At 60.8% G+C, this 14,526-nt stretch carries 14 protein-coding genes and 1 pseudogene; 6 read left to right on the forward strand and 9 right to left on the reverse strand.

Annotated features, from left to right (window positions below; genetic code table 11):
• The first annotated feature begins 7 nt into the window (after window positions 1-7).
• Window positions 8-436: a hypothetical protein gene (locus CSE6_RS21530; RefSeq protein WP_059441440.1), complete on the forward strand. Its 429-nt coding sequence runs from the start codon at window positions 8-10 to the stop codon at window positions 434-436.
• Window positions 437-486: 50 nt separating this feature from the next.
• Window positions 487-1,689, forward strand: coding sequence for a phospholipase A (locus CSE6_RS21535; protein WP_059441441.1), 1,203 nt, complete (start codon window positions 487-489; stop codon window positions 1,687-1,689).
• A gap of 38 nt (window positions 1,690-1,727) precedes the next feature.
• Here the strand turns inward: CSE6_RS21535 and CSE6_RS21540 are convergent, their stop codons facing one another.
• The 8 genes from CSE6_RS21540 to CSE6_RS21575 form a co-directional block, all read right to left on the reverse strand.
• Complete coding sequence (locus CSE6_RS21540) at window positions 1,728-2,399, reverse strand: GDSL-type esterase/lipase family protein (protein ID WP_059441442.1); 672 nt, start codon at window positions 2,397-2,399, stop codon at window positions 1,728-1,730.
• Between the two features lie 179 nt (window positions 2,400-2,578).
• Window positions 2,579-2,971, reverse strand: a complete 393-nt coding sequence (locus tag CSE6_RS21545; RefSeq protein ID WP_012836821.1) for a RidA family protein — start codon at window positions 2,969-2,971, stop codon at window positions 2,579-2,581.
• 2 nt (window positions 2,972-2,973) lie between these two features.
• A complete protein-coding gene (locus tag CSE6_RS21550; protein WP_080745868.1) occupies window positions 2,974-3,435 on the reverse strand; it encodes a thioesterase family protein in 462 nt (153 codons plus the stop codon).
• Between the two features lie 77 nt (window positions 3,436-3,512).
• Window positions 3,513-5,123, reverse strand: a complete 1,611-nt coding sequence (locus CSE6_RS21555) for a benzoate-CoA ligase family protein (RefSeq protein ID WP_059441443.1) — start codon at window positions 5,121-5,123, stop codon at window positions 3,513-3,515.
• A gap of 53 nt (window positions 5,124-5,176) precedes the next feature.
• Window positions 5,177-6,340, reverse strand: coding sequence for an acyl-CoA dehydrogenase family protein (locus tag CSE6_RS21560; RefSeq protein WP_059441444.1), 1,164 nt, complete (start codon window positions 6,338-6,340; stop codon window positions 5,177-5,179).
• A 1-nt stretch (window position 6,341) separates the two neighbouring features.
• Complete coding sequence (locus tag CSE6_RS21565; RefSeq protein ID WP_059441445.1) at window positions 6,342-7,196, reverse strand: enoyl-CoA hydratase family protein; 855 nt, start codon at window positions 7,194-7,196, stop codon at window positions 6,342-6,344.
• Between the two features lie 21 nt (window positions 7,197-7,217).
• Window positions 7,218-7,994, reverse strand: coding sequence for an SDR family NAD(P)-dependent oxidoreductase (locus CSE6_RS21570; protein WP_034353017.1), 777 nt, complete (start codon window positions 7,992-7,994; stop codon window positions 7,218-7,220).
• Between the two features lie 145 nt (window positions 7,995-8,139).
• Window positions 8,140-10,452 carry a bifunctional salicylyl-CoA 5-hydroxylase/oxidoreductase gene (locus CSE6_RS21575; protein ID WP_059441446.1) on the reverse strand — a complete coding sequence of 771 codons (2,313 nt, stop codon included), beginning with the start codon at window positions 10,450-10,452 and terminating at the stop codon, window positions 8,140-8,142.
• 116 nt (window positions 10,453-10,568) lie between these two features.
• Between CSE6_RS21575 and CSE6_RS21580 the strand changes: the two genes are divergently transcribed.
• Both CSE6_RS21580 and CSE6_RS21585 read left to right on the forward strand, forming a co-directional pair.
• Entirely contained in the window at window positions 10,569-11,093 is a 525-nt protein-coding gene (locus tag CSE6_RS21580) for a MarR family winged helix-turn-helix transcriptional regulator (RefSeq protein WP_012836814.1), read from the forward strand.
• A 94-nt stretch (window positions 11,094-11,187) separates the two neighbouring features.
• Window positions 11,188-11,610 carry a hypothetical protein gene (locus tag CSE6_RS21585; RefSeq protein WP_046461468.1) on the forward strand — a complete coding sequence of 141 codons (423 nt, stop codon included), beginning with the start codon at window positions 11,188-11,190 and terminating at the stop codon, window positions 11,608-11,610.
• Window positions 11,611-11,665: 55 nt separating this feature from the next.
• Here the strand turns inward: CSE6_RS21585 and CSE6_RS21590 are convergent, their stop codons facing one another.
• Entirely contained in the window at window positions 11,666-12,139 is a 474-nt protein-coding gene (locus tag CSE6_RS21590) for a universal stress protein (protein ID WP_012836812.1), read from the reverse strand.
• 121 nt (window positions 12,140-12,260) lie between these two features.
• Between CSE6_RS21590 and tgt the strand changes: the two genes are divergently transcribed.
• Both tgt and CSE6_RS21600 read left to right on the forward strand, forming a co-directional pair.
• Window positions 12,261-13,433, forward strand: coding sequence for a tRNA guanosine(34) transglycosylase Tgt (tgt, locus tag CSE6_RS21595; protein WP_034353010.1), 1,173 nt, complete (start codon window positions 12,261-12,263; stop codon window positions 13,431-13,433).
• A 269-nt stretch (window positions 13,434-13,702) separates the two neighbouring features.
• Window positions 13,703-14,526 (forward strand): annotated as a pseudogene (locus CSE6_RS21600) (diguanylate cyclase); the annotation flags it as partial.

The raw sequence follows: 14,526 nt of genomic DNA on the forward strand, positions 1-14,526 counted from the left end.
AGCCGAGATGACCTTTAGAACCTTGATTTTCATAGCTGCCAGCGCTTTATCCATCAACGCTTGCGCGCAGTTTGACTCCAAGCCTACCAGCACTTGTGCGCGAGACTGGCAGATGAGCGACAAGCAGTTGCAAGGGGAATGGGTGGGTTCCGTCGCCGGCAGTGAGGGAACCGCCCTCATGGTGCTGGGCCCGCATCCCGAATGGCAAGGCAATGTCAAAGGCAGCGTCAGCCGCCTGGGCAGCAACCATCCCATGGTGGGCGATGTGAACGAGGGCACGGTCACGCTTGAAGAAAGCGCAGACGGCTCACGCATCACCGGCACCTGGCTGGGCGAGGTGGTCAAGGGCAGCTGCGGTACAGAAATTCACGGCAGTTACCAGGAGGGAGAAAATGTTCCACCACGTGCGTTCATCATGCGCAAGGCCCAACCCTGAGCAGGGCTGGGTGTTGCCAACCGCAACCGGCCTGTGCATTGATTGATCCCATGAGTATTCGCTTTTTCACCCCGCATCCCCTGTCCCTGAGCATCGGCCTGGCGCTGGTCGGCGGCTTGAACCCAGTTACCGCCAACAGCGCAGAACTACCCTCCCCCGAAAGCTGGCAGCAATGCGCAGCCACCACCAGCAACACCGACCGTCTGGCATGTTTCGACGCCTGGGCAGTCAAGCAAAGCCCGGCTGTTGCGCCACCCGCTACCAGCTGGAGTGCCCCAGCGGCCAGCGCACAAGCAGCACCGGATCCTGCCTCGGCAAACCACGCCACGCCAGCCAGCTCAGCGACGGCGAGCACAGCCGGCGCCGACAGCGGCCTGGGTCTCTCGCCTACCAACGGCGGCTGTCGCGATCCTCGCTACACCGAGGTCTCGCGCTACTACGAACTGGAGCCCGGCACGGACTGCGGCACCTTCAACTTCCGCGGCTACCGCCCCATGTCCGTTTCCGTGGTCGTGGGCGACGAGGTCAATCAGCAACCCTATTCGCCCAGTCGCGGCCTGACGACCGAGCAGCCATACCAGAAGCACGAGATGCGCCTGCAGCTCTCGGCCCGCACCAAGATTGCTTCCGGCCTGCTGACCGGCCCCACTTCGACAGGCAAGGATTCGCTGTGGTTCGGCTATACCCAGCAGTCCTACTGGCAGCTGTTCAACGGCGATATCTCGCGGCCCTTCCGCACCACCGACCACGAGCCCGAGGTGTTCTATGTCTACCCGACGGACGCCCAGCTTCCGCTGGGCTGGCGCTGGCGCTACTCGGGCATAGGCATAGCTCATCAGTCGAACGGCCAGAGCAACCCGCTGTCGCGCAGCTGGAACCGCTGGTATCTGATGACCGGGGCCGAGCTGGGCAACCGCTGGCAGCTGCATCTGAAAGCCTGGCAGCGCATGAAGGAGAGCGCGCTTGAGGACGACAACCCCCATATCCAGGACTACATCGGTCGTGGTGAAGTCAAGCTGGGCTGGAACGTCAACGAGCAGAACTATCTGGGCCTGACTGCACGCGGCTCGCTGGGCCAGGGCAAGGGATCCGGTCGTATCGAGTGGCTGCGCACCCTGGGCGAAGGCTGGAACGGCGGCAAGAGCAATCTGCGCCTGCATGTTCAGCTGTTCAGCGGCTATGGCGACAGTCTGATCGACTACAACAACAAGCGCACGGTACTCAGCGTGGGCCTGAGCCTGCTGGACTTCTGAAACCTGCCTGGTCCGCAGCCGCTGGGCCGAGCCGTGATTTACGCCAGAAAGCCAGAAGCCCGGGCCTGAGCCACCAGCAACTCGGTAAACCGCGCATAGCCTGCGGCATTGGCATGTACCTGATCGGCGCGCAAGGCACTATTGCCCAGCACCTCGCTCCAGGCATCGGCCAACAATGCCACCCGGTTGTCCTTGGCCAAGGTTTGGTAGATGAAGTGATCCTTCATGCGCCCCGTCAACGCTGCACTCAGGCTCAGCTCCGGCACGGCCACCAGCAGCACGGGCGTCGCCCTGGCTTTGCACAGCTGCAGCATGCGCGTGATCTCGCCTTGCACAACTTGCTCGCTCCTGCGCTGCAGCCAGTCGTTGCCACCGGCGCACAGAATCGCCAACGATGGCCCGTGCTCATCGAGCAGCCCCGGCAGACGGTCCGCAATCTGTTTGCTGGTCTCGCCCGAAACACCGGCATTCACCACCTTCCAGCCCGTGCGCTCGGCCAGCAGGGTGGGGTAGCCGGCATCTGCATTGGCGCCAACACCTTGTGTCAAGGTGTCTCCAAGCGCCAACACGGTAGCCCCGGCAGGAACGGCTGCGGCCTTGGGTGTCTTCTTGCCACAGGCACTTAGCAGCATGGCGCCCCCCGTCAGCAATGCTGCGGCACGCATGCCTTGAAGAACATGGCGTCGGTACGGGTCAAATATCGGCTTCATGGCATCTCACAAAACAGCGGGCTTGCAACGGCTGGAGGGTAGCTCCTTGGGCGCGAGGATAGCTCGGCCTCCGCTGCCCCAATGCAAACCGCGCTGCACAACGGTAAAACTGCAAAGCAGCAGCCGTAAAAAAACCGCTGCGCCCAAGGCCCAGCGGCTATGCGTGCCCAGATTGCCAATCAGTCGGGCACGACTGCAGTCACCTCGATCTCCACCTTGGCCCGGTCCTCGATCAAGGCGGCCACCTGCACGGCCGTCATGGCCACGCTGAATGAGCCGATCAGCTCGCGATAGGCCTTGCCGATCTCGGCCTGCTGCGCCAGATACTCCTTCTTGTCGGTGATATACCAGGTCATGCGCACGATATGTTCGGGCCTGGCTCCACCGGCCTGCAGCACCTCGACGATATTGTGCAGGGCCTGTCTGGCCTGCGCCGCGAGGTCGTCGGTATGAAACCGGCCTTCGGCGTCCCAGCCTATCATGCCGGCCACATAGATCTGGCGGCCGCTGACGGCCACGCCATTCGCATATCCCTTGGGCCGGGGCCAGCCCGGAGGCAGCAGTACTTGCATGTTCAACTCCTGTTTTCTGTTGGATTGGATGAACTTTGCCAACGCTCGATTGCGTGGCGGATATGTTGCGGCGCAGTGATGGCCTGATGGGTTTGAAGACTGGTGAAGACCAGCACTTTCTGCGCCGTCACGCGCAGCTGTCCCTCAGGACCTGTGCAATCCACATCGAGCGTCAGCGAACGATTGCCTAGCTTGGCAACCGACAGGCCCAGACTCACGGTTTCACCCATGCGGGTGATGACACGAAAGTCGCACTCCAGATGCACGATGGGCAGGCCCACCTTGTCCTTGTCCAGCATGTCCGCATAGCTCAGGCCCAGCGCCTGGTTGAACCAGTCTTCGACCAGCCCGTTGAACAACACCAGATATTGGGGAAAGAAGATGATGCCCGCTGGATCGCAGTGCGCAAAACGAATCGGCACCTGCGTCACAAAGCGTTTTGAAGCCATTGCCACTTCATTCATACCCAAACAATTCCTTCAGCAAAATCTGCCTGCAGCGCTTTTCAATCAGGCGCATGCAGCTTTTAAAAACATAGCAATCAGGTTTGATGCAGGCGAAAGCGCTGCAACTTGCCCGTGGCCGTGCGCGGCAGCTGATCGACGAACTGTACGGCCCGTGGATATTTGTAGGGCGCGACCCGGCTCTTCACAAAATCCTGCAGCTCCATGACCATGGCATCGCTGGCCACATGGCCGGCACGCAGCACCACAAAGGCCTTGACGATCTGGCCTCGCTCGCTGTCGGCCACGCCAATCACCGCGCATTCAGCCACAGAACCGTGCTGCATCAGGGCCTCTTCGACTTCGGGTGCAGCGATGTTGTATCCGGCCGAGATGATCATGTCGTCGGTGCGTGCCTGATAAACGAAATAGCCGTCGACATCCATCAGATAGGCATCGCCCGTCAGATTCCAGCCCCGGCTCACATACTTGGTCTGACGGCTGTCGTTGAGATAGCGGCATCCCGTTGGTCCCTGCACGGCCAGCCTGCCCACGGTGCCGGGCGGTACCTCGACCCCCGCATCATCCACCACCTTGGCACGATAGCCGGGCACGGCCTTGCCGGTGGCACCGGGACGAGCCTCCTCTTCGCGGTGCGAGATGAAGATGTGCAGCATCTCGGTAGAACCGATGCCGTCAATGATTTCAATACCGGTCGCCTCCTTCCACAGCGCGCGTGTGGAGGCGGTCAAGGCCTCGCCCGCCGACACGCATTTGTGCAGCCGGGTGCGGCGGATGCGTTCGCCCTGCTGGGCCATCACACGGTAGGACGTGGGCGCCGTGAACACCACACTGGCACCAAATCGCTCAATGCCATCGACCAATTGCACGGGGCCGGCTTTCTCCAGCAAGGCCATGCTGGCCCCGATGGACATAGGGAACAGCACCTGCCCACCCAACCCGAAAGTGAATGCCAGCGGAGGACTGCCTATGAACACATCGTCGGCATTGGCACGCAGCGTATGCACGGGCCAGCAGGCGCAGACCGCCATCACATCGCGATGAAAATGCATGGTGGCCTTGGGCACGCCCGTGGTGCCCGAGGTGAAGCCCAGCAGGCAGGTATCGGTCGCTGCAGTTTCCACGGCCTGGAAGTCATCGCCCACCTGCTCCATCAGGCGCTCCAGGGCATCGGCTTCCACACTGTTGAAATAGCGCACGGCCTTGAGCGTGCTGGTTTTTTCCTGCGCACCCAGCACCTCGGTGCGCAGCGCCGCATCGCACAACGCATGGCTGATCTGCGCTATGTCGATGATGGTGGACAGCTCCTTGGCCCGCAACAGCGGCATGGCGGCCACGGCAATGCCCCCGGCCTTGATGACGCCAAACCAGCAGGCCACCATCATGGGATTGTTGGGTGCGCACAGCAACACGCGGTTGCCCGGCTGCAGACCCAGCTCCTGCGTCAGCACATTGGCGATGCGATTGGCCTTGAGCTGCAGATCCGCATAGCTCCAGCGCAGGCCTTCGGCCTGAATGCACAAACGGTCGCCGCGCCCCTCGCTCACATGTCTATCCAGCAGCTCCACGGCACAGTTCAGGCGCTCGGGGAACCGCAGCTCGGGCAGCTCAAAAATGAACTCGGGCTGCTGCTCGGGCGGTGGCAGGTTGTCGGCAGCAAAGGTATCGATATGCGCGGTGTAAGACATGATTCCGATCTTTCAGGCGAAAACAGGATCAAACGCTTGATACAAAAGCGCCATCAGCTATGACTTTTGATAAGGTCACGCCCAATGATGAGCTGCTGCACCTCGGTCGCGCCTTCGTAGATGCGCAGGGCGCGAATCTCCCGGTAAAGGCGCTCCACAGGCTGCTCGCTGACCACGCCCAGGCCGCCCCAGATCTGCACGGCGGCATCGATCACCTGCTGGGCGTTTTCCGTCGCCGTCATCTTGGCCATGGCGGCTTCCCTTGTCACGTTCTCGCCCTGGTCACGCAACCAGGCTGCGCGATAGGTCAGCAGCGCCGCACTGTCGATCTGCGTGGCCATCTGCGCCAGCTTGGCCTGGGTGAGCTGAAAATCAGCCAGCACGCCGCCGAACATCTTGCGGCTGGTCGCGCGCTGCAATGCCTCATCCATGGCACGACGCGCAAAGCCCAACGATGCGGCGGCCACCGAGGTGCGGAACACATCGAGCGTGCGCATCGCCACCTTGAAGCCCTCGCCGGCCGCGCCCACGAGCTGGGCGACAGGCACGCGGCAGTTCGAAAACTTCAAACGCGCCAGCGGGTGTGGCGCGATGACGTTGATACGCTCGGCAATCTCAAAGCCCGGGGTGCCGGCCTCCACGATCAGTGCCGACAGACCACGCGAACCCGCAGCCTCGCCGGTACGCACAAAAACGACATAGAAGTCGGCAATCCCCCCGTTGGAAATCCAGGTCTTCTCGCCGTTGATGACATAGTGATCACCTTCCAGCCTGGCCTCGCAGGCCATGGCCGCCACGTCCGAGCCGGCGTCGGGCTCGGACAGCGCAAAGGCTGAGATCGCATCGCCCCTGGCCACCAGGCTCAGATAGCGTTTTTTCTGCTCTTCGCTGCCCGCCAAAGAGATCGCTCCCGAGCCCAGGCCCTGCATGGCAAACGCAAAGTCGGCCAGCCCGCTATGACGCGCCAGAGTCTCCCGGATCAGGCAGATGGCTCTGGTGTCGATCTGCTCTCCTGCGCCGCCATGGATCTCACCCGCAACCGCATGACGCAGCCAGCCGGCCTCGCCCAGGGCCTTGACCAGTTGCCGGCATTCGGCATCCACATCGGGGCCATGGGAATGCGCAATGTTCTGCCTGGCCCAGGCATCCAGCGACTGGGCCAGACGAGCGTGATGAGCTTCAAAAAAAGGCCACTTCAAATAGCTGGTGTCTGCCATATCAGTTTCCTTGAAAGACTGGCTTTTGCTTGGCGACAAACGCGTGATAGGCACGCGAGAAATCCTCGGTCAGCATGCACAGGGCCTGGGCCTGGGCTTCGGCTTCGATGGCCTGCTCAATCGTCATGGCCCATTCCTGGTGCAGCATGGTCTTGGTAATGCCGTTGGCAAAGCTGGGACCGGCAGCCAGATCGGCGGCCAGCCTCTGCGCCTCGGCCAGCACGCTCTCAGGTTCGCTCAGACGGTTGAAGAAGCCCCAGCGTTCACCCTCCTCTCCGCCCAGGCTGCGCCCCGTATAGAGCAACTCACTCGCACGGCCCTGGCCAATGATGCGCGGCAGCATGGCGCAGGCCCCCATGTCGCAGCCCGCCAGCCCCACGCGGTTGAACAGGAATGCGGTCTTGCTGCGCGCAGTGCCCAGGCGCATGTCCGAGGCCATGGCCATGATGGCCCCTGCCCCCGCACATACGCCATCGATTGCCGCAATGATGGGCTGGGGGCAGGCTCGCATGGTCTTGACCAGTTCGCCCGTCATGCGGGTGAACATCAGCAACTCGGGAGCCTTGAGCGCGACCAGCGGACCGATGATTTCGTGCACATCACCGCCCGAGCAGAAGTTGCCGCCCGCGCCGACCAGCACCACGGCCTTTACATCCTGCGCCCACTTGAGCTGCTGAAACAGGTCGCGCAGTTCGGCGTAGGAATCAAACGTCAGCGGATTCTTGCGCTCCGGACGATTGAGAGTGATGGTTGCCACGCCAGCCTGCACCTGCCACTGGAAATGCGTGGCCCTATAGCCCGCCAGCTGCTTGTGATTGCCAGCTTGCAGCGCTGGATCGATTGCATATTCGCTCATGTCTGTCTCCAAAAATCCGGTTCACATGACTTCGCCACCAGCGACGGCTATGGCTTGCCCGGTAATACTTGATGCGCCTCGCCCACATAGCCACAGCACGGCGTCCGCCACCTCGTGCGGCTGTACCAGGCGGCCTTGGGGGTTGGATTTGACGAACTCGGCCATTGCCTGCTCTGGTGTGCGACCGGTCTTGGCTACGACGCGGTCAATGCTGGTTTTGACAATCTCTGTTTCGGTATAGCCGGGGCAGACGGCGTTGACGGTGATCCCGGTCTTGGCGTACTCCAGCGCCAGGGCTCGTGTCAGGCCCACCACGCCATGCTTGGCCGCCACATAGGCTGCGACATAGGCATAGCCCACCAAACCAGCCGTGCTGGCCACATTGACGATACGTCCCCAGCCCGTAGCGGACATGGCCGGCAGCACTTGCTGGATGCAGTGCATGGTGCCACTCAGGTTGACGGCCAGCATCTGCTGCCAATGCGCGGCATCCATCTTCATGAACGGTGCACTGCCGGCCTGACCTGCGTTGTTGATCAGGATACTGATGGCACCTTGCGCAGCCACTGCCTTTTCAAACGCCGTTTTCACCTGTGCTTCATCCGCCACATCGGCCAGCACCATCCGGCATTGACCGGGATGTTCTTCCACCAGTTTTTGCAGCGGCTCGGCGCGACGCCCCAGCACCGTGACGCGAGCGCCCTGCGCCAGCAACTGGCGTGCAATCGCCTCGCCAATGCCTTGGCCCGCGCCCGTCACCAGCGCATGTTGATGTTGATCGTTCCGATCGCCTGTCATTGAGTTCTCCATCGCTCACGAAACTGGCGCGAACCGCCCCTCGGACACCAAGGAAGAGCCGCCCCACGCCACGGGTGTCGCCCCCTCCCATAGCGCGCAGCGTGTGGAGAGTGGGGGGAAGGCGCGCAGCGACTCAGGGGGCGCTTCATTTCAAGGCCTTTTCGCGCTCGAACAGGGCTTCCATCTGGCGCTTGCCTTGGAAGTATTGTTTGGGCCAGACGATAGGCGTGTAGCCTATCTTGGCGGCCTCGGTCAGCGTCCAGGCCGGATTGGCCAGATGCGGTCTGGCAATCGCACACAGATCGGCACGTCCTGCAGCAATGATGCTGTTGGCATGGTCGGCCTCGCTGATCGCGCCCACGGCCATGGTCGCAATACCGGCCTCTTGTCGGATGCGGTCTGCAAACGGGGTTTGATACATGCGGCCGAACACCGGCTTTTCGAGCTTGCTGACCTGCCCCGATGAGCAGTCGATCAGATCGGCACCTGCGGCCTTGAAGGCCTTGGCAATCTGTACCGCATCTTCGGGCGTGATGCCGCCAGGCACCCAGTCATGAGCCGAGATACGCACGGACATGGGCTTGTCCTGCGGCCAAACGGCGCGCATGGCCTTGAACACTTCCAGCGGGTAGCGCAAGCGGTTTTCCAGGCTGCCGCCATATTCATCGCTGCGCTGATTGGTCAGCGGCGAGATAAAGCCCGACAGCAGATAGCCGTGCGCACAGTGCAGCTCCAGCCAGTCCACGCCTATGTCGGCCGCCATTTGCGCAGCATGCACAAACTGCTGCAGCACCTCATCCATGTCGGCGCGTGTCATGGCCCTGGAGATCTGGCTCACTCCCTGCAGATATTGCTGCTCCGACGCTGCCATGACGGGCCAGTTGCCCTGCTCCAGCGGCAGATCCGTACCTTCCCAGGCCAGCCGCGTCGAGGCCTTGGCACCCGCATGGCCGATCTGCATGGCGAACTTGGCATCGGTGTTGGTGTGAATCCAGTCGCTGATGCGTTTCCAGGCCTGCTTTTGCTCAGCGCTATAAGTACCTGGGCAGCCGGGCGTGATGCGCCCCTCGGGGCTGACACAGGCCATCTCGGCAAACACCAGACCGGCGCCACCAAGCGCACGCGCCCCCAGGTGAACGAGGTGAAACTCACCAGGCACGCCATCAACCGCAGAGTACTGCGCCATGGGAGAGACCACGATACGGTTCTTCAGCGTGATGCCGCGCAGGGTATAGGGCAGGAACATGGGCGGCGGCGCCTTGGCATCGACCGCGACACCGTTTCTTTCGGCCAGCCATTTCTCATAACCACCAAGCCACTGCGCATCACGCAGGCGCAGGTTTTCATGGCTGATGCGCTGACTGCGCGTGAGCATGGAATACATGAACTGCTCGGGCTCCAGCTGGTCGCAATAGCGCTGGCCGCAGACCTCGAACCACTCCATCGCATTCCAGGCCGCATTCTGAATGCGCAGCGTCTCAACGCGACGCGCTTCCTGATAGGCCGCCAGCACCTCGGGAATATGCGCAGCCGCATCACCCCGCTGCTTGAACTGGCGTGCCAGCTCGATCGCATCCTCGATCGCCAGCTTGGTTCCTGAGCCAATGGCGAAATGTGCCGTATGCACGGCATCGCCCATCAGCACCACATGGCTGCCCTTGCGGTTTTTCAACCACCACTGATCGCAGACCACGCGCTGAAAGTTGATCCAGGCCGAGCCGCGCAAATGGCGGACATTGGTCATCAGTTTCTCGCCCTGAAGATTGTCCGCGAACAACTTTTCACAGAAGGCAATGGACTGCTCTTGATCGGCGGTGTCGAGACCGCTGGCTTTCCAGCATTCCTCCGTGGTCTCCACGATGAAGGTCGAGGTCTTGTCGTCGAACTTGTAGATATGCGCCTGAAACCAGCCATGTGGCGTGCGCACGAAATCAAAGGTGAATGCCTCGTAGACCTTGTTCGTCCCCAGCCAGATATAGCGATTGGGGCGGGTGACGATATCGGGCTTGAAGATGTCGGCGTACTTGCTGCGGATGCGCGAGTTCACGCCATCGCAGGCAATCACAAGGTCGACATCCGGATAGTCCTCGTCGCTTTGCACATCGGTCTCGAACACCAGGTTCACACCCAGCTGTTCGCATCGTGCTTGCAGGATATTGAGCAGATGCTTGCGGCCAATCCCCACAAAACCATGTCCTCCGGAGCGAATCTTGCGCCCTTTGAACAGCAACTCGATATCGTCCCAATGGTTGAAAGCCTGCTCGATCTGCGCGGCTGTCACCGGGTCCCAGTCGCGCATATTGTCCATGGTGGCATCGGAGAAAACCACGCCCCAGCCAAAGGTGTCGTAGGGCTTGTTGCGCTCCACCACCGTCACCTCATGCTCAGGGCTCATCTGCTTCATCAGCAAAGCGAAGTACAAGCCGGCGGGGCCACCACCTATGCAGACAATTTTCATGACAGTGATCCGTTCCTGGCTTTTGAAAAATTACTTTATATCTAAATTATTAATGCATGAAATTTTCACTAGAATCCGGCCAAACCCTGAACCCAAAGCACGTTAGTTTGCGCACCATGCCAACCATGGCCCAACACAATCCGGATTTCTCCATCGACATGCCCGAAGCCCCGGGACGCGAGGCTGGCCTGTCCCACTCCGACCATCAGGCCGTGCGCCTGTGGCTTCGCCTGCTGACCTGCAGCACACAGATCGAGCAAGTCATTCGCAGCCAGCTACGCACAGAGTTCGGCACGACCTTGCCTCGTTTTGACTACCTGGCACAACTCAGCCGCTTTCCCAAAGGTCTGCGCATGAAGACCCTGTCGGAATATCTGATGGTGACCGGCGGCAATGTGACCGGACTGACCGATCAACTGGTGGCCGAAGGCTGGGTGGAACGAGTGGCTGACGAGGAAGACCGCCGCTCCATGATCGTGCGCCTGACCCGCTCGGGTAAAAAGCAGTTCAAGGCCATGGCTGCCGCGCATGAGCTATGGCTTGAGCAGTTGCTGACTCCACTGGGCAGCAAAAACGCCAGCGATCTGTATGAACAACTGGGCAAGCTCAGACAGGTGCTGAGCTCGCCAGAAAGTGCCTGAGCCCGAAAAAACACCGTTTTGTGACAATTTCATGGAGAATGTCCTGCACGCAGTCCTGCGTGACACAGGCTTGGGGGCATGGTTCATGGATTTACTGCATCTGCGATATCGGCTCAAGTCCGGGTTCTACTATCTCTACGACATGCGTGATGCGCCCAACGCCATCACGGGAGAGCGCCCCTATCGCCTCAAGACCGAGCTGGTCGCCATCGCGTTTGACCGAATCACAGGCCGCGTGCACCAGCATGGTCACCCCACCCGCATTCACTCCTGGGCCATGGGCGCGCAACGCCGGCTGCGCATGGCAGGAGACTGGGAAGGCGCAAACCGGCTGGTCGTGGTCTCCGGGCCGCTGCCCGAAGAAGAAATCAACAAATGCCTGAGCGTGCAAGGCTATTGCCGCTGGATGCTGATGCGTCTGGCCAGCATGCCGCATGGCAAATTTGCAGCCCATCGTGCAGGCAGCCGCAGCAGCTGGCAAAGACGTGAATCCGGCCAGCAGCGCCGTGCGGCCTGACCTCCAATCAAATTTCCTTCCAGCGCTTATTGATCAATCACATAGCGCTATCAAATCAGGAATCAGCATCTTCAGCGGAATTGTCATCCGCCTCGGCCACTTCGGGCATTTTCACAATCGTCACCGGCAGCCGACTGTGTCTGGCCACCTCGCGTGAGACCGAGCCGATCAGAATGCTGCCCAGGCCGCTCTGGCCCGTGGCACCGATGATGATCTGATCGCATTCATTGCTCTCGGCAATATCGATCAGGGTATTGGCCTCTTCGCCCAGGCTGATCTCCACTTCATAGGAGGCCCCGGCTTCCTTGAGAAGATCCTGTGCAGGCGCCACCAGATCCATGCCGGCTTCGATGCTGGCGTTGGCGATCAGATCTGAATCTGTGGTTGCAAGCTCCAGCAGCGTGGCCTCCTTCTGCACATGAGCTATCACAAAGTGAGCATCCAGTCCGCTCTGCAAAAGCTTGATGCCGTGGCGTACGGCCTCAAGTGCGACATCCGATCCATCCACCGCAATCATGATCTTGAGCATGGCAACCTCCTGTTCGTCTTGCGCACCAGTGTAGGCCCAGGCTGCAAAGACGGGTTGCGAATCTGGGGCAAGCACCGGCTATTGCAGCAGTGCTTGCGGGCATCTGGGAAAATAGCGGGCTATGCTGCAGTTTGACCTTCTCAAGACCGACCCGACCAGCCACGCGCGCCGTGGCACCTTGACGCTTAATCACGGCAAGGTCCAGACCCCCATCTTCATGCCCGTGGGCACCTATGGCACCGTCAAGGGCGTGATGCCGCGCAGCCTCGAAGAAATGGGCGCACAGATCATCCTGGGCAACACCTTCCATCTGTGGATGCGTCCAGGCCTGGACATCATGAAGTCCTTCGGCGGTCTGCACGACTTCGAGAAGTGGGACAAGCCCATACTGACCGACTCGGGGGGCTTCCAGGTCTGGTCGCTGGGTGCTATGCGCAAGATCACCGAAGAAGGCGTGCATTTCCAGAGCCCCGTGAACGGAGACAAGCTGTTCATGTCGCCCGAGGTCAGCATGCAGATCCAGACGATTCTGAATTCGGACATCGTCATGCAGCTCGACGAGTGCACGCCCTACGAAACCAACGGCAAGAAGACCACCGAAGCCGAAGCGCGCAAGTCCATGGAGATGAGCCGTCGCTGGGCCAAGCGCTCCAAGGAGGAGTTCCAGCGCCTGGAAAACCCCAATGCCTTGTTCGGCATCGTGCAGGGCGGCATGTACACCAATCTGCGCGAGGAATCGCTGCAGGGTCTGCTGGAAATCGATTTCCCCGGCTATGCCGTGGGTGGTGTCTCCGTGGGCGAGCCCAAGGACGAAATGCTGGAGATCATGGCCCACACGCCGCATCTGCTGCCCGCCAACAAGCCGCGCTACCTGATGGGCGTTGGCACACCCGAAGACCTGGTGCAAGGCGTGGCCGATGGCGTGGACATGTTTGACTGCGTGATGCCTACCCGCAATGCACGCAACGGCACCATCTTCACGCGCTACGGCGATCTGAAGATCCGCAACGCTCGTCACAAGGTGGATCACCAGCCCATAGACACCACCTGCACCTGCCATGCCTGCGCGGGCAAGAGCGGCGTGAGCTGGGACGATGGCGGCCGCGAAGGCTTCAGCCGCGCCTATCTGCACCATCTGGACCGCTGCGGCGAGATGCTGGGCCCCATGCTCACCACCATCCACAATCTGCACTATTACCTGAACCTGATGCAGGAAATCCGCAACGCGCTGGACGCAGGCAGCTTTGCCCAGTTTCGCACCCAGTTCAAGGCCGATCGCGCACGCGGGGTCTAAGCCTTCGACTCCATCTGCTGCAGCAGAACACAAAAAAGCCAGAGCCAGTCTCTGGCTTTTTTGCTTTCAGATTTCACCATTGAAACCTTCAATTGAAAAATTTCGTCAATTGCCCACTGCAATGCAGCGCAAGAGGCCGATTTTCTGTATGTTTTTGTTAAAACATCAGCACATTGAGCGACAACAACCGGCATCTTTGGCGATTGGCATCGAAATCCACCAACAGCCACTGAAAAGCACGACACGAAACGCTCGCGGCATCCCCCTCCATGACCGAAGCTTCCTCACCCAAGCAAACGCCTTCGCTACAGACCACCGCCACCCAGGCATGGACGGTCGCGCTCGCCCTGGGATGCATGGTGTTCGTGGCAGCCTTACTCGGTATCCTGGGACGTCCTTTGGGGTTTTTCTCGGCGATCTGGCCAGCCAACGCGCTCCTGCTGGGGGTGCTTCTGCACAAGCCTGGCTGGCTGCGTCCTGGCTCGATCCTGGCGGTCTCGGCAGGCTATATCGCTGCGGATCTGCTGACAGGCAGCCGGCTCGATGTGGCGATCCTGCTGAGCATGGCCAATATGGCGGGCGTCGGAATGGCCTGGGCGCTGATGCACAGGCAAAGCCGCGCCACCTTGTTCATGCAACGCCAGTCTTCCGCCTTGCTGCTCTTTGTCGGCAGCGGCATGGGCGCACTGGCAGCAGCAATACTGGGCGGGCCGGTGGTGACTGCCGTGTTCGGAACACCGCACTGGCAGGCTTTCTCCATGTGGTTGAGCAGCGAGTGGCTGAACTACATGACATTTTTACCCATTGTTCTGGCCTGGCCGACACGCAAGCAGCCTGCACCGAACTGGACCGAGCCCTCCCCCATGCGCCGCGTCCTGCCTTTGCTGTCTGTCATTGCGCTGGAGGCCATCAGCTACTGGATCAAAGGTCCCGGCTCGCTGGCGTTCTCGCTGCCGGCCCTCATATGGTGCGCGCTGAGCTATCGCATCTTCAGTCTGACACTGATCACGGCAGCACTTTGCCTGAGCAGCATCATCTTCATTTCGCTTGGCACGCTTGAATTCACACCCGCTCATTTTCTCGAAACGCTGTC

This window comes from Comamonas sp. E6 (assembly GCF_001010305.1).
Classification (GTDB): domain Bacteria; phylum Pseudomonadota; class Gammaproteobacteria; order Burkholderiales; family Burkholderiaceae_C; genus Comamonas; species Comamonas thiooxydans.

Coding starts and splice junctions, on each gene's coding strand:
- CSE6_RS21590 (WP_012836812.1), bottom strand. CDS start 12,139: ATGCTCAAGATCATGATTGCGGTGGATGGATCGGATGTCGCACTTGAG.
- CSE6_RS21540 (WP_059441442.1), bottom strand. CDS start 2,399: ATGAAGCCGATATTTGACCCGTACCGACGCCATGTTCTTCAAGGCATG.
- CSE6_RS21580 (WP_012836814.1), top strand. CDS start 10,569: ATGCCAACCATGGCCCAACACAATCCGGATTTCTCCATCGACATGCCC.
- tgt (WP_034353010.1), top strand. CDS start 12,261: ATGCTGCAGTTTGACCTTCTCAAGACCGACCCGACCAGCCACGCGCGC.
- CSE6_RS21560 (WP_059441444.1), bottom strand. CDS start 6,340: ATGGCAGACACCAGCTATTTGAAGTGGCCTTTTTTTGAAGCTCATCAC.
- CSE6_RS21570 (WP_034353017.1), bottom strand. CDS start 7,994: ATGACAGGCGATCGGAACGATCAACATCAACATGCGCTGGTGACGGGC.
- CSE6_RS21535 (WP_059441441.1), top strand. CDS start 487: ATGAGTATTCGCTTTTTCACCCCGCATCCCCTGTCCCTGAGCATCGGC.
- CSE6_RS21530 (WP_059441440.1), top strand. CDS start 8: ATGACCTTTAGAACCTTGATTTTCATAGCTGCCAGCGCTTTATCCATC.
- CSE6_RS21575 (WP_059441446.1), bottom strand. CDS start 10,452: ATGAAAATTGTCTGCATAGGTGGTGGCCCCGCCGGCTTGTACTTCGCT.
- CSE6_RS21565 (WP_059441445.1), bottom strand. CDS start 7,196: ATGAGCGAATATGCAATCGATCCAGCGCTGCAAGCTGGCAATCACAAG.
- CSE6_RS21545 (WP_012836821.1), bottom strand. CDS start 2,971: ATGCAAGTACTGCTGCCTCCGGGCTGGCCCCGGCCCAAGGGATATGCG.
- CSE6_RS21555 (WP_059441443.1), bottom strand. CDS start 5,123: ATGTCTTACACCGCGCATATCGATACCTTTGCTGCCGACAACCTGCCA.
- CSE6_RS21550 (WP_080745868.1), bottom strand. CDS start 3,435: ATGAATGAAGTGGCAATGGCTTCAAAACGCTTTGTGACGCAGGTGCCG.